The 21348-nt window shown below is 49.0% G+C and carries 19 protein-coding genes and 1 tRNA gene; 11 read left to right on the top strand and 9 right to left on the bottom strand.

Translation table 11 applies throughout. The features are described 5' to 3' along the window. Positions 1-123: 123 nt before the first annotated feature. From B2X65_RS09020 to B2X65_RS09005, 4 genes are all read left to right on the top strand, one after another. Positions 124-750: a c-type cytochrome gene (locus B2X65_RS09020; RefSeq protein ID WP_290612090.1), complete on the top strand. Its 627-nt coding sequence runs from the start codon at positions 124-126 to the stop codon at positions 748-750. 578 nt (positions 751-1328) lie between these two features. Continuing rightward, positions 1329-1979, top strand: a complete 651-nt coding sequence (locus B2X65_RS09015) for a class I SAM-dependent methyltransferase (protein ID WP_290612089.1) — start codon at positions 1329-1331, stop codon at positions 1977-1979. Positions 1980-2010: 31 nt separating this feature from the next. Next, a complete protein-coding gene (yihI, locus tag B2X65_RS09010; protein WP_290612088.1) occupies positions 2011-2568 on the top strand; it encodes a Der GTPase-activating protein YihI in 558 nt (185 codons plus the stop codon). After that, positions 2568-3047 (top strand): DUF2489 domain-containing protein, encoded by a 480-nt coding sequence (locus B2X65_RS09005; RefSeq protein ID WP_290612087.1) that lies wholly within the window; start codon positions 2568-2570, stop codon positions 3045-3047. The genes yihI and B2X65_RS09005 overlap by 1 nt, the downstream gene beginning before the upstream one ends. A 61-nt stretch (positions 3048-3108) precedes the next feature. Here the strand turns inward: B2X65_RS09005 and B2X65_RS09000 are convergent, their stop codons facing one another. The 3 genes from B2X65_RS09000 to B2X65_RS08990 all read right to left on the bottom strand — a co-directional run bounded on the left by B2X65_RS09000 (position 3109) and on the right by B2X65_RS08990 (position 5242). Then, positions 3109-4404 carry a metal-dependent hydrolase family protein gene (locus B2X65_RS09000; RefSeq protein ID WP_290612085.1) on the bottom strand — a complete coding sequence of 432 codons (1296 nt, stop codon included), beginning with the start codon at positions 4402-4404 and terminating at the stop codon, positions 3109-3111. A 101-nt stretch (positions 4405-4505) separates the two neighbouring features. Next, entirely contained in the window at positions 4506-5045 is a 540-nt protein-coding gene (locus B2X65_RS08995) for a DUF1285 domain-containing protein (RefSeq protein ID WP_290612084.1), read from the bottom strand. 121 nt (positions 5046-5166) lie between these two features. After that, positions 5167-5242, bottom strand: a tRNA-His gene (locus B2X65_RS08990). A 137-nt stretch (positions 5243-5379) separates the two neighbouring features. Between B2X65_RS08990 and B2X65_RS08985 the strand changes: the two genes are divergently transcribed. From B2X65_RS08985 to B2X65_RS08975, 3 genes are all read left to right on the top strand, one after another. After that, on the top strand, positions 5380-6213 hold the full coding sequence (locus B2X65_RS08985; RefSeq protein ID WP_290612083.1) for a mechanosensitive ion channel family protein: 834 nt from the start codon (positions 5380-5382) through the stop codon (positions 6211-6213). 2 nt (positions 6214-6215) lie between these two features. Further along, positions 6216-6965 carry a DUF481 domain-containing protein gene (locus B2X65_RS08980; RefSeq protein WP_290612082.1) on the top strand — a complete coding sequence of 250 codons (750 nt, stop codon included), beginning with the start codon at positions 6216-6218 and terminating at the stop codon, positions 6963-6965. A 149-nt stretch (positions 6966-7114) separates the two neighbouring features. After that, positions 7115-9430, top strand: a complete 2316-nt coding sequence (locus B2X65_RS08975; protein ID WP_290612081.1) for a sensor domain-containing protein — start codon at positions 7115-7117, stop codon at positions 9428-9430. On the opposite strand, the gene sbcC is transcribed toward B2X65_RS08975, so the two are convergent. The 4 genes from sbcC to B2X65_RS08955 all read right to left on the bottom strand — a co-directional run bounded on the left by sbcC (position 9420) and on the right by B2X65_RS08955 (position 15764). Beyond that, positions 9420-12464, bottom strand: a complete 3045-nt coding sequence (sbcC, locus tag B2X65_RS08970; RefSeq protein WP_290612080.1) for an exonuclease subunit SbcC — start codon at positions 12462-12464, stop codon at positions 9420-9422. The two genes, B2X65_RS08975 and sbcC, sit on opposite strands and share 11 nt — an antisense overlap. Beyond that, positions 12461-13720, bottom strand: a complete 1260-nt coding sequence (gene sbcD / locus B2X65_RS08965; RefSeq protein WP_290612079.1) for an exonuclease subunit SbcD — start codon at positions 13718-13720, stop codon at positions 12461-12463. Before sbcD ends, sbcC begins: the two co-directional genes overlap by 4 nt. Before the next feature lie 64 nt (positions 13721-13784). After that, positions 13785-14381, bottom strand: coding sequence for a single-stranded DNA-binding protein (ssb, locus tag B2X65_RS08960; RefSeq protein WP_290612078.1), 597 nt, complete (start codon positions 14379-14381; stop codon positions 13785-13787). Between the two features lie 18 nt (positions 14382-14399). Continuing rightward, entirely contained in the window at positions 14400-15764 is a 1365-nt protein-coding gene (locus B2X65_RS08955) for an MFS transporter (protein ID WP_290612077.1), read from the bottom strand. 408 nt (positions 15765-16172) lie between these two features. On the opposite strand from B2X65_RS08955, the gene uvrA reads away from it, so the two are divergent. From uvrA to B2X65_RS08940, 3 genes are all read left to right on the top strand, one after another. Then, positions 16173-18995, top strand: coding sequence for an excinuclease ABC subunit UvrA (gene uvrA / locus B2X65_RS08950; protein WP_290612075.1), 2823 nt, complete (start codon positions 16173-16175; stop codon positions 18993-18995). 68 nt (positions 18996-19063) lie between these two features. After that, positions 19064-19366: a type II toxin-antitoxin system HigB family toxin gene (locus tag B2X65_RS08945; protein WP_290612074.1), complete on the top strand. Its 303-nt coding sequence runs from the start codon at positions 19064-19066 to the stop codon at positions 19364-19366. 17 nt (positions 19367-19383) lie between these two features. Next, positions 19384-19755, top strand: coding sequence for a helix-turn-helix domain-containing protein (locus B2X65_RS08940; RefSeq protein ID WP_290612291.1), 372 nt, complete (start codon positions 19384-19386; stop codon positions 19753-19755). On the opposite strand, the gene B2X65_RS08935 is transcribed toward B2X65_RS08940, so the two are convergent. Beyond that, the gene (locus B2X65_RS08935; protein WP_290612073.1) at positions 19752-20213 is read right to left on the bottom strand and encodes a methyltransferase family protein; all 462 of its coding nucleotides are present in this window, start codon (positions 20211-20213) and stop codon (positions 19752-19754) included. The genes B2X65_RS08940 and B2X65_RS08935 overlap by 4 nt on opposite strands. A gap of 175 nt (positions 20214-20388) precedes the next feature. Between B2X65_RS08935 and B2X65_RS08930 the strand changes: the two genes are divergently transcribed. After that, on the top strand, positions 20389-20997 hold the full coding sequence (locus B2X65_RS08930; protein WP_290612071.1) for a hypothetical protein: 609 nt from the start codon (positions 20389-20391) through the stop codon (positions 20995-20997). Between the two features lie 81 nt (positions 20998-21078). Here B2X65_RS08930 and B2X65_RS08925 read toward each other — a convergent pair whose 3' ends face one another. Beyond that, entirely contained in the window at positions 21079-21315 is a 237-nt protein-coding gene (locus B2X65_RS08925; protein ID WP_290612069.1) for a hypothetical protein, read from the bottom strand. Positions 21316-21348 lie beyond the last annotated feature (33 nt).

The following is a 21348-nucleotide window of genomic DNA, read 5'->3' as shown; positions in this document are numbered from 1 at the left end:
CTTTTGCAACACAGATGGGATTTTACTTTGGGCAGTTTCGTGTAAAATGGCGTAATAAATTCTTATAAACTCACTTGGTTGCCAGTTTGCTGGCGGTTTAATGCGGACAGAGACGGATATAAAATGAAAAAACTCGTACTTCCACTGACGCTGTTAATCGGTTTAATCGGTACAGCACACGCTTTTGATGGTGATGCTGAGGCAGGCAAAGCAAAAGCAACAACCTGTGTTGCTTGTCACGGTACTGACGGTAACAGCATGGTTGATATTTATCCTAAAATTGCCGGCCAGCATGCTGAGTACTTATATAAGCAGCTGACTGATTATAAACTGGGTATGACTACTGCCGGCAAAGAAGGCCGTAACAATGCCATTATGTTTGGTATGGTTGCATCGCTTAGTGACCAGGATATGAAAGATCTGGCAGCTTATTTTTCTTCTCAAACCATGAGCAGCGGTACAACCCCGGAAAACGTCATTGCGAAAGGTCAGCAGTTATATCGCGGTGGTGACGAGGCGCGTGGTATCGCGGCCTGTATCGCTTGCCATGGTCCACGCGGCGTGGGCACCAGCCTGTCGGGTTTTCCTAAAATATCAGGTCAGCACGCTTCTTACCTGAAAGCGACTTTGCAAGAATTTCACAATGGTACCCGCGCCAATGATATGAACGGCATGATGGGTGATATTGCCAGAAAACTGACCGATGAAGATATTGAAGTCTTGTCACAATATTTAGGCGGTTTGCACTAATCTGTTACGCCGGACAGGGTTTCAACCTTGTTCGGCGCTGTTTTTTTGTGAGATATCTCTCACAATTCCGTACGAAATTGACCATATTAAACTAAATATTGAACTTTTCTTCTTTCCCCCAAAAAATTTAAACCATTGTTTTTGAAGGCATACCTGTATATCAAGCTATTAAAATTGCTTTTTTTTTCGACAGAGACTTGTCATCTGCTCAGATCAGAGTAAATTAAACACAGTTACGTTTAGTAACAAATAACAACAGGGAAATGCGCAAGCGGCAAGGAAGTAAGTGCCGATATCGGTACACTCTATTTGGCATCAGGAAGGTGCACAGCGTTTTGAAAACGCCCAGGGATGAGTAATAAAGTACCAGGATGGTCGTAAAGAATAAAATTTAATACATGGAAGATACGCAATAATATAGGGAACTTTGATTAACAGGGTCGTTGTAAACGCATCAGGATGATTTAGCGAAATTGAGAGAAGTGTCCACCTAGACACAAGTATAAACGGGGCGATAAGGCTATCTTATCGCCCTTTTGTTTTGTCGAAATTGCATTTTTTGAGAAATAGCCCAACCAATGCCTGCCAATAGCTATTGTCCGCTTTGTCTGACAACTCATACCCGTTTTTATGTTCAGGATAAGCTACGCCAGTACTTTCGTTGCGATAGCTGTGCATTAGTTTATGCAGATCGCAGCAGCCTGCTAAGTGCACAAGCCGAACATGCTCAGTATCTGTTACATAATAATGATATCAATGACGCCGGCTACCGGCGCTTTCTGAGCAGAGTAAGTGAACCATTGCTGGCCAGGCTTAACCGTACCGGCTTATCAGGTCTTGATTTTGGTTGTGGGCCCGGGCCACTTCTGGCAAAGATACTGAGTGAGGCTGGCCATAGCATGCAGTTGTGGGACCCTTACTTTGCTGCCAACCCGGCTGCCCTGCAGCAACAATACGATTTTATCAGTTGCACCGAAGCAATAGAGCACTTCATTAATCCGGCTATTGAATGGGCAACCTGGCAGCAATTGCTAAAACCCTCAGGCATACTGGCAATAATGACCAAGCGCTATACCGATCTGAATGCATTTAGTCGCTGGCACTATAAAAATGATCCAACTCATGTCAGCTTTTTCCATAACGATACTTTTTGCTGGCTGGCGGCGCAGGCAAAAATGACTGTAGACTTTGTCACGAATGATGTGGTGATCTTGCAGAAATCTGGTTAAAATATGCGCCCTTTTTTACAGGTATCCTGTTATGACGCGTCAAAAGAAAAGCCGTAATGCCGGCGACAATGGTCAGCGCCATTTGCCAGCTTCAGAAGCCCGCAAACTTCGCCAACCCAAAGAAGAAACCAAGAAAAAAGGCGCGGGCAAAAAATCCGGTAGTCGTAATTCGGTTATCGAACAGCAAGCAGAGCAACTCGCTGGCCACAGTGGCCCTAAAGATCCCAGAACCGGCAGCAAAAAACCGATTGCGCTTGTGGTAGAGCCGGTAATGGCGCCTCAGGTTAAAGCCGATTTGCAGCCTAAAGCACGGTTAAGTAAAGCGGTAGCGCCAGGTTTAAGCCCGGCAGAAGAGCTGACGCTGATTGAAAACGATGCGCAGTTGCAGCAATTGCTGGAGCGGGTTGAAAATAATGAAATCCTGACCGGTAAAGAAGCCAAATACTTTAACGCCAAGACCGCCAGACTGGAACAACTGTTGGAGGAGCTTGGTCTTTCTGAGAATGCCGCACCTGACACCGATGACGATCCATTAGCTCAGTTTGAGCGTACTGATTGGCGTAAGTCAATATTAGGTGATGAGGATTAATGCAAAACGTCTGGATGATCATACTGGTAGTACTGGCGGTAGTAATAATAGCAAGTCTGGCGTTTTATGCTGGCAAGCTATTGTTGCTGTTGCAACAGCAAACTAAACAACAAGCACAGTTGGCGCAAAGAGAGCAGCAACAGCAATTACAGAATCAGCTGTATGTTGAGCAAAGTATTTATACGATTTGCAAGGCAGTCAATGCCGGCCAGTGTGAGTTGTCAGAAGGTGCATTACGGGTATGGGTGTTGCTCAATCGCTTGCCAGAGCAGCAACAAGGCCCGCTGACTGAAGACTATCCCGGTATATATCAGATGTACCAGGTAGTAAAAGAAATGCCGACACATGAAGTGCGGAAACAACAGAGCAAACAAGCCACGGCAGAACAAGACAAGCAACGGCTACAAGCTGAAAAAAACCTGGAGTCGCTAATTCAGGCAGATGTCAGCAGATTACTACAGCGCTTCAAGCCTGTTTAACCCGCACTGATTATCAGGCCTGAACGCTACCTTTCAGGCCATATTGCGCCGGCTTTTTTAGCTAATTAATGCTAATGGGTTTAAAAACGGTACCGGCTTTCATTACGAAGCTGACATCACCCATGACCCGGATATCCTGCAATGGATCTCCGGATACCGCAATAATATCGGCTGTTTTACCGACTTTGATGCTACCCAATTCTGCTTCTACGCCTAACAGGCGAGCGCCCTCTATCGTTGCCGACTGAATAGCAACCATGGCAGGCATACCGGCTTCTGTCATATAAATGAACTCCCGCCAATTGTCGCCATGAGGAAACACCCCGGCATCGGTACCAAACGCAATTTTTACGCCGGCTTTATAAGCTTCACCAAAGGTTTGTTGGATCAGCTTGCCGATATTTGCGGCTTTTGGCCGTACCAACTCCGGGAAAAATCCATTTATCGCTGCTTTTTCTGCGGCCCATTTGCCAGCGCTAATGGTGGCGACATAGTAGGTACCGTGCTTTCGCATCAGAGCGAAGGTCTCTTTATCCATAAAGGTGCCATGTTCAATAGAATCTACCCCCGCTTTTATCGCCCTCTCCATCCCCTCTTTGCCGTGCGCATGCACTGCAACCTTCATGTCATAATCCCGGGCGGTATCCACTACAGCGGCAAACTCGGCATCGGTAAACTGCGGGTTAGTACCGCTTTTAGCTACGCTCAGTACGCCACCGGTTCCGGTAAGCTTTATCAGGTCGGAGCCCTCTTTGTAGCGCTGTCGCACTGCTTTTCGGGCCTCATCCGGTCCATTAATCACCCCATCCTTCGGTCCCGGGTCACCCATCTGAGCGTAAGCCACCCCATTAGTGGGGTCGGCATGACCGCCGGTAGTAGCAATTGATTTGCCTGCTGCAAAAATTCTCGGGCCCTTGACGTAGCCCTGTGCTATCGCCTTGCGCAATGCAACACTAATATGATAACTATCACCCAGTTCACGTACTGTGGTAAAACCAGCCATTAAGGTCTTTTCTGCAAACACCGCACCACGCAGAGCAAAATCAGCCTCATTTAACCGATGTCCTTCACTGTATACAGTGGGGCTGAACTGGGTGTAAAAATGGGTATGCATATCCATCAGGCCTGGCATTACTGTCTGCGCCGTCAGATTTATTACCTGATCACCACTGGCTGGCTGACGATAGCCCGCCTCTAGAGCGGTAATAATTTCACCTTCAATAACAATGGTTTGCTCGGTTAATACCTTACCGCTCTCTACGTTAATAAGCTTGCCGGCATGGATCAGGGTCGCGGCGTTTAAAGTAGTGCTACTGCAACAAAAAGCAACTGCAATGGGTAATAGTGCTATGCGCATAATAAATTTCCTTACAAAAATTCACCCAATGTGCACCTAGCCAACGCTGGTTAGCAACAGCACTGCGGCACAGCCCATTATTTGTCAGTTGAAATGCAGGTTCAGGCCAATACACCCAGGGTAAACGGATAACCGGCACTTTTCAGCTGATAATGACGCGCACCATCGCAGTACACTTCGCTGGATTGTTCTATCAGCTGATAATAAGTATTGCGATTTATTCGGGCTGACAAACCCCGCCACAATTGTAAATAGGGCAAAGGTTGCTGCTGAAATGATTTTAAACGTAAAGGATACTCTGGTGTGACACTTACCGCGTCACCAATATTGGTGGTAAGCGTAAGCAAAGGCCCGTTTCTGGTGTTTTGCCACTGGCTGGCGACAACCAGAAATGGCGCGTCTTCCACCTGGATCCGCACTTTTTCTACCGGGGTTTGTAAAAAAAATTGTTGTTGCTGACAAATTAATACCGAGGCAAATAACCGTACCATCGGTTGACGACGGATTTCACTGCCCTGATATAACCACCGTCCATCTGCGGTGATCAACAGCGGTAAATCGCCACAGAATTTTGGCTGCCAGCTTTCTACCGGTGCAAGGTCGGGGCACTGTAGCTGCTGTTGAAGAGATGTTAAATCCATATCAGAGCGGGTAATAATTAAAAGTGATCTTAACAATAGAGGGCAGACGTAGCAGGGTCAAGCCATGGATTGCAGTCTCAGGCACTGCTGGAAGCATCTGTATTGGCAACAGCAAGAGAAGTGGGGTGACTGATGGGGCTCGAACCCACGACAACCGGAATCACAATCCGGGGCTCTACCAACTGAGCTACAATCACCACGGTATATGGTGAATATTTTAGCTAAAATTGCTGCCTCAACCAAGTTTTTTTACTTAAATCATGTGGTGGCGTACCATCATCTGGCTAAGATTGTTAAACTTGCCATGATATTACGTTTTAATAAGGAATGTGTAATGGAAGAAATAACGACATTTTATCAGGAAAATCACGAAGTTGTATTAGGGTATTTGTTGCAGCTGGTTGCTGCTATTGTTATTTTTTATGTCGGTCGGTTTGTCGCTAAAGGCGTATCGCGCTTGCTGGAACGTGGCTTGCTCGCCCGCTCTGTAGATAAGGCGGTAGTCTCGTTTCTGATCAGTATTGTCTACGCCATTATTCTTATTGCCACTATCCTGATGGCATTATCGCAACTGGGAGTACAAACTACCGCCTTTATTGCGATTCTCGGCGCTGCGGGTCTGGCCATTGGCCTGGCATTACAGGGTTCGCTGGCTAATTTCGCCTCAGGGATACTGATTATTCTGTTTCGTCCATTTAAAGCCGGTGATTTTATTGACGGCGGTGGTGTCAGTGGCACGGTCGAGAAAATAGAGATTTTCCAAACCCAGATGAAAACCCCGGATAACAAGCGGGTTATTGTGCCAAACGCGCAGATCACCAGCAACCCCATCACAAACTACTCGGCAGAGCCTATTCGTAGGGTCGATCTGGTGATCGGCATTAGCTACGATGCAGATTTATTGCTGGCTAAAAAATTACTGGAAGATATTCTGAAAAACGATGAGCGCGTGCTGGCTGAACCAGAGTTCAGCATTAAGGTTGGCGCTTTAGCTGATTCGTCGGTAAATTTAAACGTTCGGCCCTGGGTAAATTCAGCTGATTACTGGGGTGTGTACTGGGACACTCTGGAAAAAGTGAAATTAACCTTTGATGCCAACGATATTGGCATTCCATTCCCGCAAATGGATGTACATTTGTTCAAAGAGCAAACAGAGACTAAGGAGTAAGCATGAGGTTATTCACTGTACTGGCGCTGGGCAGCCTTGCCATAAGCAGCGCCCTCAGTGCGCAGGAAGCCACGTCGGATGATAATAGGGTATGGAAAACCTCTGCAGAGCTGGGGGCTATTACCACCTCAGGGAATACGGTAGGCACGTCAATTACCGGTAAAATTGATGCCCGCCAGGAACTGGAATCCTGGAGCAATCAGTACATTGCCAGCGCTTTCTTTAAAGAAGACGAGAAGCTCGATGCCGAAGGTAACACCATTACCGAACGGTCTGCTGAACGTTATCTTATTTCGGCTAAAGGCGCTTATAAGCTTGATAAAGAACACGATAATTTGTTTATTATCGGCTCGCATACCAGCGATAAGTTTGGCGCTTTTGAAAAATACAATACCGTGGCAGTGGGTTACGGTACGCGGCTTTATAACGCTGAAACACAAAATCTGGACGTTGAAATTGGTCCGGGTTATTTCAGCGGCACCCGGGCAACAGGTGAGTCAGAAAGCGGCTTTATCGTCCGTGGTGCAGCTGCATACGAATGGCAAATAAGTGAGTCGGCAGCATTTAGTCAGACCCTTAGTGTCGAATACGGTACCGACAACACCCGTACTATTGCCGAAACTGCGCTGACAGCAAAAATTAATGGCGCCATGCAAATGAAAGCGGCTTTTTTAGTGCAAAACGATTCTGATGTCGTAGATAAAGAAAACACTGACACTCAAACCTCACTTACCCTGGTCTACTCTTTTTAATCGTCCTGTGCCTTAGTCAAATTCCATGACTAAGGCATTCTTATCTAATAAGAATCTCTATTAATTCATGTTTTATTTTCTATTTTTACACTATGCTTAACCTTCTCATCACCGGCAACGGTGTTTCGCTATTTGTGCCAGAGAAGTAAATGATGAAACATAAAGGCGCCGCCAAAACACTACGGTTTTACCCAATCATGGGTGGACTAATGTATGTTTTACTCGGCGTTAGCTGGATTTTGTTCAGTGATAATATCTTGATCATGCTGACTGACAATCCAGAACTGCTTAACCGGTATCAAACTTACAAAGGGCTGTTTTATGTTGGCCTGACCGGATTACTGGCCTGGCTGCTGTTGCGTCAGCATCATCGTCTGGCCCTTTCTTTACAAGCGAGCGAGCAAGCGTTCAGCGAAACCTTTGAGTTTGCCGCCGCGGGTATTGCCCACGCCAACGCAGACGGCCAGTTTTTACGGGTAAACCAACATTTTGCCACTATGCTCGAGTACAGCCCGGCAGAGATGCGTAATTTTTCTTTTCATCAGATCACCCATCCGGAAGATCTAGACCACGATCAGCAGCAGTTTAGCCAACTGCTGCAAAAGATCACCACAAGCTACACCCTGGAAAAACGCTACTTTAGCAAAACCGGTAAAGTGGTTTGGGTAAAGCTTGCTGTTTCCAAAGCGCCAGACAGTACAAACATGGCCCCTTATTTTATCGCTGTGGTACAAGATATTTCCGCTCAGAAACTGGCAGAGCAACAGTTACTGGAAAGCGAGCTGCGTTTTCGTACCCTACTGGATAATGCTCCGCAAATCTCGGTGCAGGGATATGATCAGTTTGGCACAACCATTTACTGGAACCGGGCCAGTGAATTAATTTATGGCTACACTAAAGAAGAAGCGCTTGGGCAAAGCTTGCTGGAGTTAATTATACCGGATGAAGCCCATGATGACGTTCGTCAGGCCATGACCTACATGGCTGAGCACGCTGAGCCGATAGCGGCCGAAGAATTAACCTTAAAACGTAAAGATGGTTCGCTTATTTCGGTGTTTTCTAATCATGCTGTGGTCAAATTACCGGATAAGCCACCACAAATTTTCTGCATCGATATTGATTTAACTGAACGTAAACGTCAGGCGAAAGAACTGGCCTTTTTAGCCGAGTTTGACCCGCTAACTCAGCTTCCTAATCGGCAACATTTCAGCAACCGTTTAAGAAGCGCAGTCAAGCTGGCCAAGCGCAACCAGCAATTTCTGGCAGTCATGATCCTCGATCTGGATCATTTTAAAAATGTGAATGACAGCTTTGGACATCAGACCGGAGATGCTCTGTTATTGCAGGTAACTGACCGGCTGAATCTGAGCTGCCGGGAAACCGATACGCTGGCCCGCCTGGGCGGTGATGAATTTGTATTTCTGGTAGAGCAGCTGGCGCAGCCTGAAGATGCTGCCAGAGTGGCCGATAAGATTCTGCAGCAGCTGCACGCTCCCTTTAACCTGGGGCGGCACAACGATATTACAGTGGCGGCCTCCGTCGGCATTTGCATCTACCCTACCCATGCCGATAGCGCTGAGGCCCTGTTGCAAGGTGCAGATGCGGCGCTGTATCGCGCTAAAGCGGATGGTCGCAACACCTATAGCTTTTATTCTGACAGCCTTACCCAGCAGGCCAGAGCCCGTTTAGTACTAGAGCAGCGCTTACGTAATGCGATGAAACAGAATCATTTAACCTGTTATTACCAACCACAACTGGATATGCAAAGTGGCCGGATTATTGGCGCGGAAGTGCTGTTGCGCTGGATTGACCCGATTGATGGCATCATAGGCCCGGATACCTTTATTCCGATGGCCGAGTCCACTGGCTTGATCCATCCCATTGGTAACTTTGTGTTACAGCAAGCCTGTCGGCAGGGCCAGGCCTGGAAACTGGCCGGCCTGTCGGACATCAACCTTGCTATCAATGTCTCAGCACAGCAATTTAATAAAGGTGACCTGCAGCAAAAAATTGCCAGTATTTTGCGCGAAACCGGGTTTAATCCGAGCTGCCTGGAACTGGAAGTCACCGAAAATGCTTTAATGGGTGACGAAGATGTGGTCATTAAAACCATGACCGCACTGCGTGAGCAGGGTATCAAATTGGCTATAGACGACTTTGGCACCGGCTATTCATCGTTAGCCTATTTAAAACGCTTACCATTAGATGTGCTTAAAATCGACAAACGCTTTATTGAAAACCTACCCCACGCAGAAGACGATCAAAGTATTACCAAAGCAATTATCGATCTGGCGCACAATCTGAGGTTTAAAGTGCTGGCCGAAGGTGTCGAAACGGCTGAACAGCTTGATTTTTTGCGTGAGCAGCATTGTGACTATTATCAGGGCTATTATTTTAGCAGGCCGGTGCCGGCTGCAGAATTTGCACAGCTGCTGAAAAAACAATGTCCCGCTGCTACTGACTAATCCGGATTTGGCTGTATCCTAACCCTTGCTGTTTCTCTAATCTGATTTGCACCGGCAGCCGCTGTTTCAGTGCTTCCACATGGCTGATAATACCGATCATTTTGCCACTGGCATTAAGTTGATCCAGCGCAGCCAATGCACTTTCCAGCGTGTCAGCATCCAGTGTACCAAAGCCTTCGTCCAGAAATAATGAGTCAATGCTGGTTTTGGTGCTGACTAAATCTGATAATGCCAGCGCCAGCGCCAGGCTCACCAGAAAGCTCTCGCCACCCGACAAGGTTTTTGTATCCCGCGCGACGTCGGCCTGCCAGGTATCCAATACCTGTAACTCTAACTCTGCACTAGGGTGACGCGCCAGCTGATAACGGTTATGCAATAATTGCAACTGCCGGTTAGCCAGCACCACCAATTGTTGCAGTGTCAGGCCCTGAGCGAAACGCCGGTATTTAGCGCCATCTGCCGAACCAATCAGGCTGTTAAGTCGTTGCCAGAGCGCCAGTTGCTGCTCTGCTTCAGCAATTTTTGCCAGCAAACTTTGTTGATTGGCACGCCGCTGCTGATCGCTGCTTAGCTGATGTTGCAGTTGCCCTTGCTGCCCGGTAAGTTGCTGTAATTGTTGCTCCAGCTGCTGTAAATGCTGCTGTACCTGCTGCTGCGGTAGTGATGTTAGCTGTTGTTGCTGTAACACATTGACCTGCTGTTGACGGTCGCTGAGCAAGCGATTTATTGCCACTTCCGCTTGTTGCAATTCTTGCTGCAACAGGGTCAACTCTGCTAATTCAGTATCAGTCAGCAGTGCCGCCAGAAACGCTGGCTCATCAGCAAAATCACTTATTGTTAGCGCCTGTTGCCATTGCGCTGCGGCTTGCTCAGTCTCAGCAACTATTTGCTTCAACTGCCGCTCTAGTACTTGCTGCTGCCCCTGCCAGTGCTGCAATTGCTGTTGCTGCTGTTGCACCTGACGCTTCAGCTCAGCCAGCTCAGTAACATTAGCACTCACCTCAGGCTCGGTTTGCTGCAAGGCTTGCCATTGCTGACGCCATTGGCTCAATTCGCTATGCTGTGCGGTTTGCTGCTCCGTTAAGCGCTGCTGTTGCCGGGTCATTAACTCCAGCTTATGCGTCAGTTCAGTTTGCTGGCGCTCAGTTTGCTGCTGTTTTTCTGCCAACTGCTGCAATAGCTGCTGTTGTTGCTCCAGCTGCTGTAATTGCTGCTCGGTAGTATGCAGCTGCTGCTGTTGCTGCTGATAATGCGAGCTTAACAGCTCAGGCAAGTTAGCCGTTGCGGCATGCTCCGACAGGTTATTACCGGCACCTTGCTCCAGCCCCGTTAACAAAGCTGTCAGTTGGCTGCTCAGTTCCGCCAACTCCTGCTGCCGCTCTGTACTCTGACGTTGTAGCTGCTCTGTTTCACTTTGCAAACGAGCCTGACTGGCCCGGGCCGCCTCGCCGGCCTGCTGGGTCTGGCTTAATTCGGCCTCTTTTGCAGCCAGTTGGCTGGCGGTAACCGAGCCATCCAGCTGCTGATATTCAGTCACCGCCGGATGTTCAGTGCTGCCACATAACGGGCACGGCTGCTCTGGTTGTAAATGATTACGATGCTCAGATAACTGCATAATCAACTGTTGCTGTGCCAGCAATTGTTTTTTATCCGCGATTTGCTCGCTTAGCGTTTTAAACTGGCTTCGCAATGCTGTTAACTGCTCCGTCAACGCGCTTAGCTGCTGCTGTTTGCTGTGAAGTGCCTGTTGAAATTCTATCTGCTGTTGTTGCCATTTTTGCTGCTGACTTACCAGTTGCTGCGCTTGCTGCAGCTGGTACAACCGCTCCCGCTGCTGTTGCTGGTTCTGACGTAGTTTAACGGCATCGCTACCGTTGGTCAGTTCGGCGATTTTCTGCTGTAAGGTTTTATAGGCTGCAGTATCTCGTTGCAGCGTTGTTTCCAGCTGACGTTGCTGCTGCTGCATAGCCTGCTGTTGCTGTTGCAGCTGTTGCTGTTGTTGCTCTGCCTGCTGCTGCAAGCTTTCCAGGCATTGCCAGCCCTGCCACAGCAAGCGGCCTTGTTCAGTGCTGGCACCTGCAATTCGGGCTTGCAGTTGCTGCTGCTCATCAGTCAATTGCTGCTGTTGCTGCTGAGCCCGCTGCCACGTCTGATAAAGCGGCAATAACTTGCTGGCGGGCTGATATCGTTTTAAACGGTCTAACGCTGGCTGTTGTCTGGCCTGTTCTGCATTGAGTTCAGCGGCCTCTTGCCGGGTTTGCTGTAATGCCTGCTCAGCCGCAGCCACACTCTGGCACCACTGCTCTAATTTGCGCTGCTTATTAACTGCGTGTTGCTGCGCTGCTACGTGTTCCTGAATATTATCCAGCTCAGCTGTCAGGTTTTGCAGCTGCTCAGCAGATAACAATTCGGTGGCCGAGGCTTTGGCCTGCAATAACTCCAGTGCCGTCTTCTGCTCGCGGGCATCGCTGAATACCTGCATTGATATCCGGCCATAAATATCGGTGCCTGTCAGCTCCTCTAATAGCTCGGCCCGCTCATTAGCATCGGCATTTAAAAACGCCGCGAAGCTACCCTGCGCCAATAGCATTGATTTGGTAAAGCGGCCAAAATCCAGGCCAGTCAGTTCGGTTATCAGTTTTAATTTTTCATTGGTTTTTTCGGCTAAAATGGTGCCATCCAGCTTCGCCAGTTCTACCTTTGCTGCCTGCAGGTTTCCGTCAGCCTGACCGCGCGCCCGGCGCTGACTCCAGAACGCCCGGTATCCCTGACCTGCCACTTCAAACTCGACTTCTGCCAGACACTCGCTGCTGTGTCTGCTCATCAGCTCATTACTGGTTGGCGAGGTTTTTAAACGTGGGGTTTGGTGATACAACGCCAGGCATATCGCATCTAAAATGGTGGTTTTACCGGCGCCGGTAGCACCAACAATCGCAAACAGACTGGTGCTGTCAAAAGGGGGCTTGCGAAAATCGATGCTCCACTCACCTCGCAGTGAGTTCAGGTTTTGCAGCCGTACTGCTAAAATTCTCATGGCTTCGCGGGCTCTTTCTTAGGCTCTGGTTCAGCTTGCTGTGCTGCATCCTGCACAGTGGCCAGCACTTGTTGATGCAACGTACTCAGCTGCTGTTGCTGCTCAACTGTCAGTGTTTCGTCTGCCAGCCTGGCCTGCCAGACATCAGCTGGCGCCAGCTCAGCCAGACTGGTTTGCTTAAGTTGCTGCAAGCTTGCGCCACTGCTATTTCGTTCACGCCGCAGCCTGAGCAATTCCACCGGCTGGTCGATAAGCAGCTGCTCGACCCGCGGTTGCAGGTCGGTTAAGTAACCATCGCTGCTGCTGATCACCACTTCCAGCCACAGGGTATCATTCACGGCCAGCTTATCCAGCTGCGACGTTAACATGGCCGGTAAACTGGCCAAATCGGTTTTTATGCTGGCTAATGGCTGAAAACATGGGATTGCAATGCTGCTGACTGTTTTTTGCTGATTGCTGAATTCAACTAACCAAAGCTGCTTCTGCTGACGGGCTTCATCAAAGCTCAGCGGTATCGGCGAGCCACTGTAGCGGATATCGGTTGTACTGTTCAGCTGCTGCGCCTGATGAATATGACCAAGAGCAATATAATCCGCCGGCGGAAACTGGCTTGCCGAAAACGCCTCTAAAGTACCAATGTAAATATCGCGTACCGATTCAGACTGGCTAACCCCGACGGTGGTTAAATGACCGGTCATTACAACGGGCAACTGTAGCTGATGCTGCTGATTGTACTGCTCTGCCAGGGCAAAAAGCTGCTGGTAATGGCTGGCTATAGCTTGTTGCAGGTTTTGCTGCTTCTGCTGACCACTCTGGCCAGCCTGGCTTTGCAAAAGATCGCGCGAACGCAAAAAGGGTACCGCCGCCAGCAAGCAGGCAGCATTGCCGTTTTTATCCTGCAGTACTAATAATTGTTCAGTCACCTCAGCTGGAATAGCGGGTATCACAGTGGTATTCAGTTTTGCTAACAGCTGTTTACTCTCCGCCAGCACCGCCGGCGAGTCATGGTTACCGCCCACGACCACCAACTGGCAGGCCGTTGGCTGCAATTCAACAATAAACTGGTTATATAACTCGCGGGCATAACTGGGCGGTGTGGCCGTATCAAATATATCGCCGGCAACAATAATAGCATCTATATTCAGCTCTTTTACTTTCGTCACCAGCCAGCACAAAAAGGCCGCATGTTCGCCAGCGCGGCTTTTACCAATAAAGTGCTGGCCTAAATGCCAGTCAGACGTATGGAGAATCCGCATATCAGCGCTGCTGCCTACCTAATGTAAAAAGCCTGACGATGCAGGCTTTTTTAACAATTAACTGTCAGAATGGAATATCGTCATCGAAATCGATTGGCGGTTCCATTGGCGGGCGTTGCTGCCCCTGGGCCGACTGGCTACCGCCTTGCTGCGCTGGCTTCTGATAGCCGCCTTGTTGTGGTGCATTCTGAGACGGCTGCTGATAGCCCCCGCCTTGTTGTGGTTGCTGGTACCCGCCACCTTGCTGGGCCGGTTGTTGCGCCGGACGCTGATAGCCACCTTGCTGGCCACCGCTCATGCCGCCACCCTGTTGCTGACCATCACCACGACCATCCAGCATTTGCAGCTCATTGGCTACAATTTCAGTGGTATAACGTTCAACACCGTCTTTATCAGTCCACTTGCGGGTTTTCAGTTTACCTTCAATATAAACCTTGCTGCCTTTACGCAGGTACTCGCCGGCAATTTCGGCCAGGCGTTGATAAATCACAACCCGGTGCCATTCGGTCTGCTCTTTTTTCTCGTTGGTATTTTTATCGGTCCAGCTTTCTGAGGTTGCCAGTGTCATATTGGCAACAGCACCGCCCTGTGGCATGTAACGCACTTCCGGGTCAGCACCCAGATTGCCGATTAAGATAACTTTGTTAATTCCACGCGCCATGCGTTTTCTCCTGAAAAATTAGGGTTGGCCGATGCCAACTAATGATCTGGCCTGTGCCAGATCAAATTGCTGCGAACTGACTTTTAAATAACAGCGTTGTTCAGTCAGTAAAATTGTCACTTCCTGCACACCGCTAAGGGCCGCTAACTGGCCAGCCAGCTTGTTGGCGTCCTGCTCTGATGCCACCTGCACCGCCAACGACAAGCGCTGAGCCCGGGCAGGTACCCGCATCGTCCGGGCAATAAGCAACCATATTAAACCAATACCGGCCAGCACGGCAAACACCATTGCATAACTAAATTTCTGGGCAACCAGGCCACCAATAACCCCGCCGGCAAAGGCTCCAAAAAACTGACTGCTGGAATAAATACCCATGGCGCTGCCTCGCTGCCCGGCAGGCGCTACCCTCGACACCATTGCGGGTAAGCTGGCTTCCAGAAAATTAAAACCGGTAAAAAATAATAATAGCGCGGCAATTAACCAGCCTAACCCGGTGGCAGTAAACGCCAGCAGCATAGCAACAATTAACAGCGCGATCGCCAGTAGAAAATAGCCTTTTTCCTGCTGACGGCGCATAGCGATGATCATCATCGGTACCATCAACACAAAGGACCCCAGCAGCACCGGCAAATACACTTGCCAGTGCTGATCAGCCGCCAGCTGATACTGGCTGAACAACACCGGCAGTGCCACAAACATGGCGGTTAACATCAAATGCAGCAGCATTACACCAATATCCAGCTGTAACAGCTGGCGGTGTTTTAACATATTAAGTAACGTAGCCGGTACCGCCAGAGTTTCAGCAGCCGGCGCTTTACTGACGCTTTTCGGCACCAGAAACGCCACAATTAACATCGCGCAGCAGGCCAGTATCGCGGTAAACCAGAATACGCCGCCAAGACCCGCCCATTTTGCCAACAGCGGTCCGACAATCATCGCCAGTGCAAAGGATAAACCAATACTGGCACCAATAATTGCCATTACTTTAGGCCGCTGCTCATCGCGGGTTAAATCGGCTGCCAGTGCCAGTACCGCGCCAGCAATCGCGCCAGCGCCTTGCAAAATACGACCCAGTGTCACCAGATATACTGAGTCAGCCAGCGCGGCGACGACCGAACCTACCGCAAATAACGCCAGGCCCAGCAACATGACTTTATGCCGGCCAATCCGGTCAGATAACCAGCCAAACGGAATTTGTAAAATAGCCTGCGTCAGGCCGTAGGCACCAATGGCCAGCCCTATCCATAACGGCGAGTAGCCAATCAGTTCCGTGCCATACAGCGCAAAAACCGGCAGCAGCATAAACAGGCCAAGCATCCGGGTAGAGAAGACCATAGCCAGCGACAGCGCAGCGCGTTTTTCAAGAGGGTTCAGTTGATCCATTAATTCTAATTAACAGCCAGAATAAGCGCGTAAGTGTAACATAGAAGCAGCGCGCGTTAACGTGCTAAACGTTAACAAACAGCCATTTTGCGCTATTGTTAAAGTCTGAGTTCAGTTTTTATATTTAGGTAGTAAGCCAGTTTAGTCTCCATGCCGTATTGAGACGTTCTGAACAAAAGACTAATTGCTTCGGGTTACAACACCCGCCCCGGCTCGCCACAGCAACTCGACTTTACTGGCGTAAAGCCTCAGACACTCTGTGGCGACCGAAACGGGGTTCTAACCCTTTGCTAACTCAACCAACATCCCGCTAAACTAACTAAGCCGGGCTGGCTGGTTTTTTATTAATGCCATGTAGTGTATATTTGTACAGCCATAGTGCTTCACTGCCCATAACCGGAAACCGCAATGGATAAAATTGATATTCGGGGTGCCCGTACCCACAACCTTAAAAACATTTCGCTGCAAATTCCGCGCGATAAACTTATTGTGATCACCGGTTTATCCGGTTCCGGTAAGTCGTCTTTAGCATTTGATACGCTGTATGCCGAAGGTCAGCGCCGTTATGTTGAATCGTTATCAGCATACGCCCGGCAGTTTTTAAGCATGATGGAAAAGCCCGATGTCGATCATATTGAAGGCTTATCACCGGCTATTTCTATTGAGCAAAAGTCGACCTCGCATAACCCGCGCTCGACCGTTGGCACCATTACCGAAATATACGACTATCTGCGATTGCTGTTTGCAAGAGTGGGCGAGCCGCGCTGCCCGATACACGACCAACCCTTAGCCGCGCAAACCATTAGCGAAATGGTCGATAAAGTGACTGAGTTTCCGGAAGGCACCAAATTAATGGTATTGGCACCGGTGGTGCAGGAGCGCAAAGGGGAGCATGTTAAAACCCTGGAAAACCTGGCGGCGCAGGGTTATATCCGGGCCCGGATCGATGGCGAAGTATGTGACTTGTCAGACCCGCCAACTCTCGATTTACATAAAAAGCACACTATCGAAGTGGTGATAGACCGGATAAAAGTACGCGATGACATTAAGCTGCGCTTAGCGGAATCGTTTGAAACGGCGCTGACGTTATCCGGTGGCGTGGCCAAAGTAGCGTTTATGGATGAGCCTGACGCGGCAGAACTGGTGTTTTCAGCCAATTTTGCCTGCCCGACCTGTGGCTATTCGATGACCGAACTCGAACCTCGGTTGTTTTCATTTAACAATCCGGCCGGCGCCTGCCCCAGTTGTGATGGCCTTGGGGTAAAGCAGTTTTTTGACCCGAATAAAGTGATTGTCAGCAACCAGCTAAGTCTGGCCGGCGGTGCTATTCGTGGTTGGGATAAGCGTAACTTTTATTATTTTCAAATGCTTAAGTCTTTATCTGAGCATTTCGGTTTTAAGCTGGACGTGCCTTTTAGCAGTCTGTCGAAAAAGCAGCAAGACGCCATTTTACAGGGCAGCGGCAGTGCCGTGGTCGACTTTAAATACCTGAACGACCGTGGCGATGTGGTACTGCGCAGCCATCCGTTTGAAGGCATTTTACCGAATATGGAGCGGCGCTACCGCGAAACAGAATCGAACTCGGTAAGGGAAGAACTCAGTAAATATCTGGCGACTCAGGCCTGCCCCAGCTGTCATGGCACCCGGCTGCGCACCGAAGCGCGCCATGTGTTTATTGGTAAAACTAACCTGCCCGAAATAGTTGAGTTATCTATCGGTGACTGTCTGGCGTTTTTCCAGCAACTTAGTCTGCAGGGACAAAAAGCCAAAATTGCCGAAAAAGTATTAAAAGAAATTCAGGATCGGCTGAGCTTTCTGGTCAATGTCGGCCTTAATTATCTGAATTTATCGCGCAGTGCCGAAACATTGTCAGGCGGCGAAGCACAGCGTATTCGCTTAGCCAGCCAGATTGGCGCCGGTTTGGTCGGAGTAATGTATGTACTCGACGAGCCCTCTATTGGCCTGCACCAGCGCGACAACGAACGCCTGCTCGGCACGCTGACTCACCTGCGCGACCTGGGTAATACCGTTATCGTGGTAGAGCACGATGAAGATGCAGTAAGGCTGGCCGATCACGTTATCGATATCGGCCCGGGCGCCGGGGTGCACGGCGGCTATATTGTAGCCCAGGGCAGCCTTGAGCAAATTATGGCAGAACCGGAGTCTTTAACGGGCCAGTATATGTCGGGTACCCGCAAAATTGCCGTGCCGGAAAAACGCACGCCGCTGACCGATAAATGGCTGGAAGTAACCGGTGCCACCGGCAATAACCTGAAAAAAGTGGATTTGGCCATTCCGTTCGGGGTTATGACCTGCATAACCGGCGTGTCGGGCTCGGGTAAATCGACCCTGATTAACGATACGCTGTACCGGGTAGCACACCGGGTACTGAATAAAGGTGAGGGAGCCGATCCGGCGCCACATAAAGAAATTAAAGGCCTGGAGCATTTTGATAAAGTTATCGATATCGACCAGAGCCCGATCGGCCGCACCCCGCGCTCCAATGCCGCCACCTATACCGGCATTTTTACTGCAGTACGTGAGCTGTTTGCCGGCACCCAGGAAGCGCGCTCACGTGGTTATCAGGTCGGCCGTTTCAGCTTTAATGTTAAAGGCGGGCGCTGTGAAGCCTGTCAGGGCGATGGCCTGATTAAAGTAGAAATGCACTTTTTACCCGACGTATACGTGCCATGCGATGTGTGCAAAAGCAAACGCTACAACCGCGAAACGCTGGAGATAAAATACAAAGGCAAAAATATCCATGAAGTATTGGATATGACCGTAGAAGATGCGCTGGCCTTTTTTGAAGCAATACCGGCGGTAAAACGTAAATTGCAAACCCTGCAGGATGTGGGCTTAACCTATATTAAGCTCGGCCAGTCGGCGACCACCTTATCGGGCGGTGAAGCACAGCGGGTAAAACTGGCGCGAGAGCTCAGTAAACGCGACACGGGTAAAACGCTGTATATTCTGGACGAGCCGACCACCGGCCTGCATTTTTACGATATTCAGCAACTGCTGAACGTATTGCACCGTCTGCGCGACCATGGCAACACTATAGTGGTAATAGAGCATAACCTGGACGTAATAAAAACCGCCGACTGGATAGTCGACTTAGGCCCGGAAGGCGGTAACGGCGGCGGTAAAATCCTGGTAGCTGGCACCCCGGAGCAAGTCGCGGCCTGCAAAAAATCCTACACCGGACAGTATTTAAAACCGCTGTTGGGGTAAGGTACTAACTGAATGACGGATAAAAAATACACCATTGCAAAGTCCCATAATGGGACTATAATTGCGCTATGAGAATTATTGCACTTTCAACGTTAAAAGCATTCTGGCAGGACAAACCAGAATATAGTGATGCCACAGAGCCTATTCTCGCCTGGCATCGCCACGTATTAAGTGCAGACTGGCATTCGCCTGCAGATGTAAAACAAGATTTCAGGCATGCCAGTATTCTCAAAGATGGCAGAGTGGTATTCAACATAGCTGGTAATAAATATCGGCTGGTAGTTTGGATTAATTATGCCTACAAAGTCGTTTATGTGCGGTTTGTCGGCACTCACAGCCAATATGATCAGATTGATGTACAAACGATATAATCGCCGGAGAAGCAATGATGGATATCAGACCTATCAGAAATGATGCCGACTACCGCGCGGCGTTGCATGAAGTCGAGCAACTGATGCTGGCTCAACCAGATACGCCGGACGGCGAGAAGTTAGATGTAATGGTTACGCTGATTGAAGCTTATGAGGCTAAACACTTCCCCATCGATTTGCCCGATCCTGTTGAGGCTATAAAGTTTGAAATGGAACGAAAAGGCCTGACAGTTAAAGACCTGGAGCCGATGATTGGTAAAAGTAATCGGGTTTATGAAATTTTAAATCACAAACGCTCGCTTACTTTGAAAATGATCTGGCGGCTGCACGAGGGGTTGGGCATTCCGGCAGAGTCACTGATTAAACCACCGGTAAACCGGTCAAATTAAAACCAGCGCCTTACCTGTTTGGTATAAACCTGATACTCCGCACCAAACTTTTCCAGCAAATAGCGCTCTTCCGGTACTATCTGCAACCGGTTCATATACAGCACAAACAGCGGTAGCATTGCCAGGGCTGCTATGTTTATTAAATAACAAGCCAATGCGGTTAGCAGCAGTAAAAACCCCAAGTACATAGGGTTACGGCTATAGCGGTAAATCCCTTTGATAACCAGACTGGAAGTTTGCTGCGGCACGCGCGGATCTACCGTGGTATCAGCGCGGCGAAATGCCAGCACACCCGCTAACGCCACCGCGATACCGGCACCAGCCAGCATAAAAGCTGCAACCTGCCCCCACAACGCTGGCAAGGCCAAAGGCGGCAGCCACTGCGCCACCAGCCACATTGCTAGTGCAAACAGCACTACCACAACAACCGGCGGGATTTTAAGTTCAAGTGCCTGCATTATCGTTATCCATTAATTTCTGTAATTGCATCATACTGCTTTGCACACTTTATTGGCTGTAGTTTTGGTGAAATTACACTTTTCTGCGCCTAAAAGTGTAATATAAAAGTTAAATATTGCTTATTACCATCGGGGCTCACAAAATCAACCAATTATTGCGAAGAAGACCTCAATTATGGCTTTAACGAGTAAGCAGAATGCTGCAGGTCTGGGTTTATTGTTGTTTTGCTTGCTTCTGTTACCTCTGGTTATCTGGGGTTTGCTATACGATCTATCGAATCAACAGCAACAAGTTGCAAGTGGCCATCAGCTTATTATTCACAGCGACATGCATGGTTTAGCTTTTGGCGGCGGCATTTTTTGCCTGGTACTTATCATGTGGATTGCAACACGACTAATTACCCACAAATTTAGCGTGCATACTCAGCCCTCAGAGAAAAAATTTAACCGGATTTTCAGCGGGTTGTTATTAGGTAGTTTTGGGCTAATGCTCGTGAGTTATTACGGAGTTAGCCACTACTGGCAAAACCAGATCGCTGCAAAGGGCTATGAATCCTGCCCGACTACCACTCTGCTATTTACCCGGGTAACTTACAGCGCCTGGACGCAGAACCCTGCTTTATGTTTTGACAGCGACGTGAAGCGCATTGTAACCCGGGGCTCATGGAATGAATCTGTACAGGTAGAACAAATGCTTCAGCAGCGGGTACGACAGCAAGAAGCACGCGGACAGTTTTTGTTACAGGAAGAGCAGCTTAAACGGTCCCGGAATACTCAATCATAATAATCAGATTACCGTTATTACAGCCAGTGAAGCCAATAGCATCGACTTAAAACCGTAAACTACAACCAGCGCCGGAACTCTTTACTCTACAACTTCAGGCAGTTCAGCAAAGCTGCTGCCGTTTTGCAGCCAATTGGTGATCTTATTGGTAAGTTGTGGCAGCGGCAGTTTTTTCTTACCTTTTAGTGCACACTCCCAAACCAGCAATACCCGCCAGCCCAGCTCACGCAGTTTGTCCTGCACCGCCTCGTCATGGGCACGGTTGGCGCTGATTTTCTGCTGCCACCAGTCAGTGCGGGTTTTCGGCCAGTGAAACATAACTTGTAGTATTTGAGAGCCGAAAGTTTTTGT

This window comes from Arsukibacterium sp. UBA3155 (assembly GCA_002364615.1).
Classification (GTDB): domain Bacteria; phylum Pseudomonadota; class Gammaproteobacteria; order Enterobacterales; family Alteromonadaceae; genus Alishewanella.
Note: the sequence above shows the minus strand (reverse complement) of the source record. Positions and strands in the feature narration are given on the sequence as shown.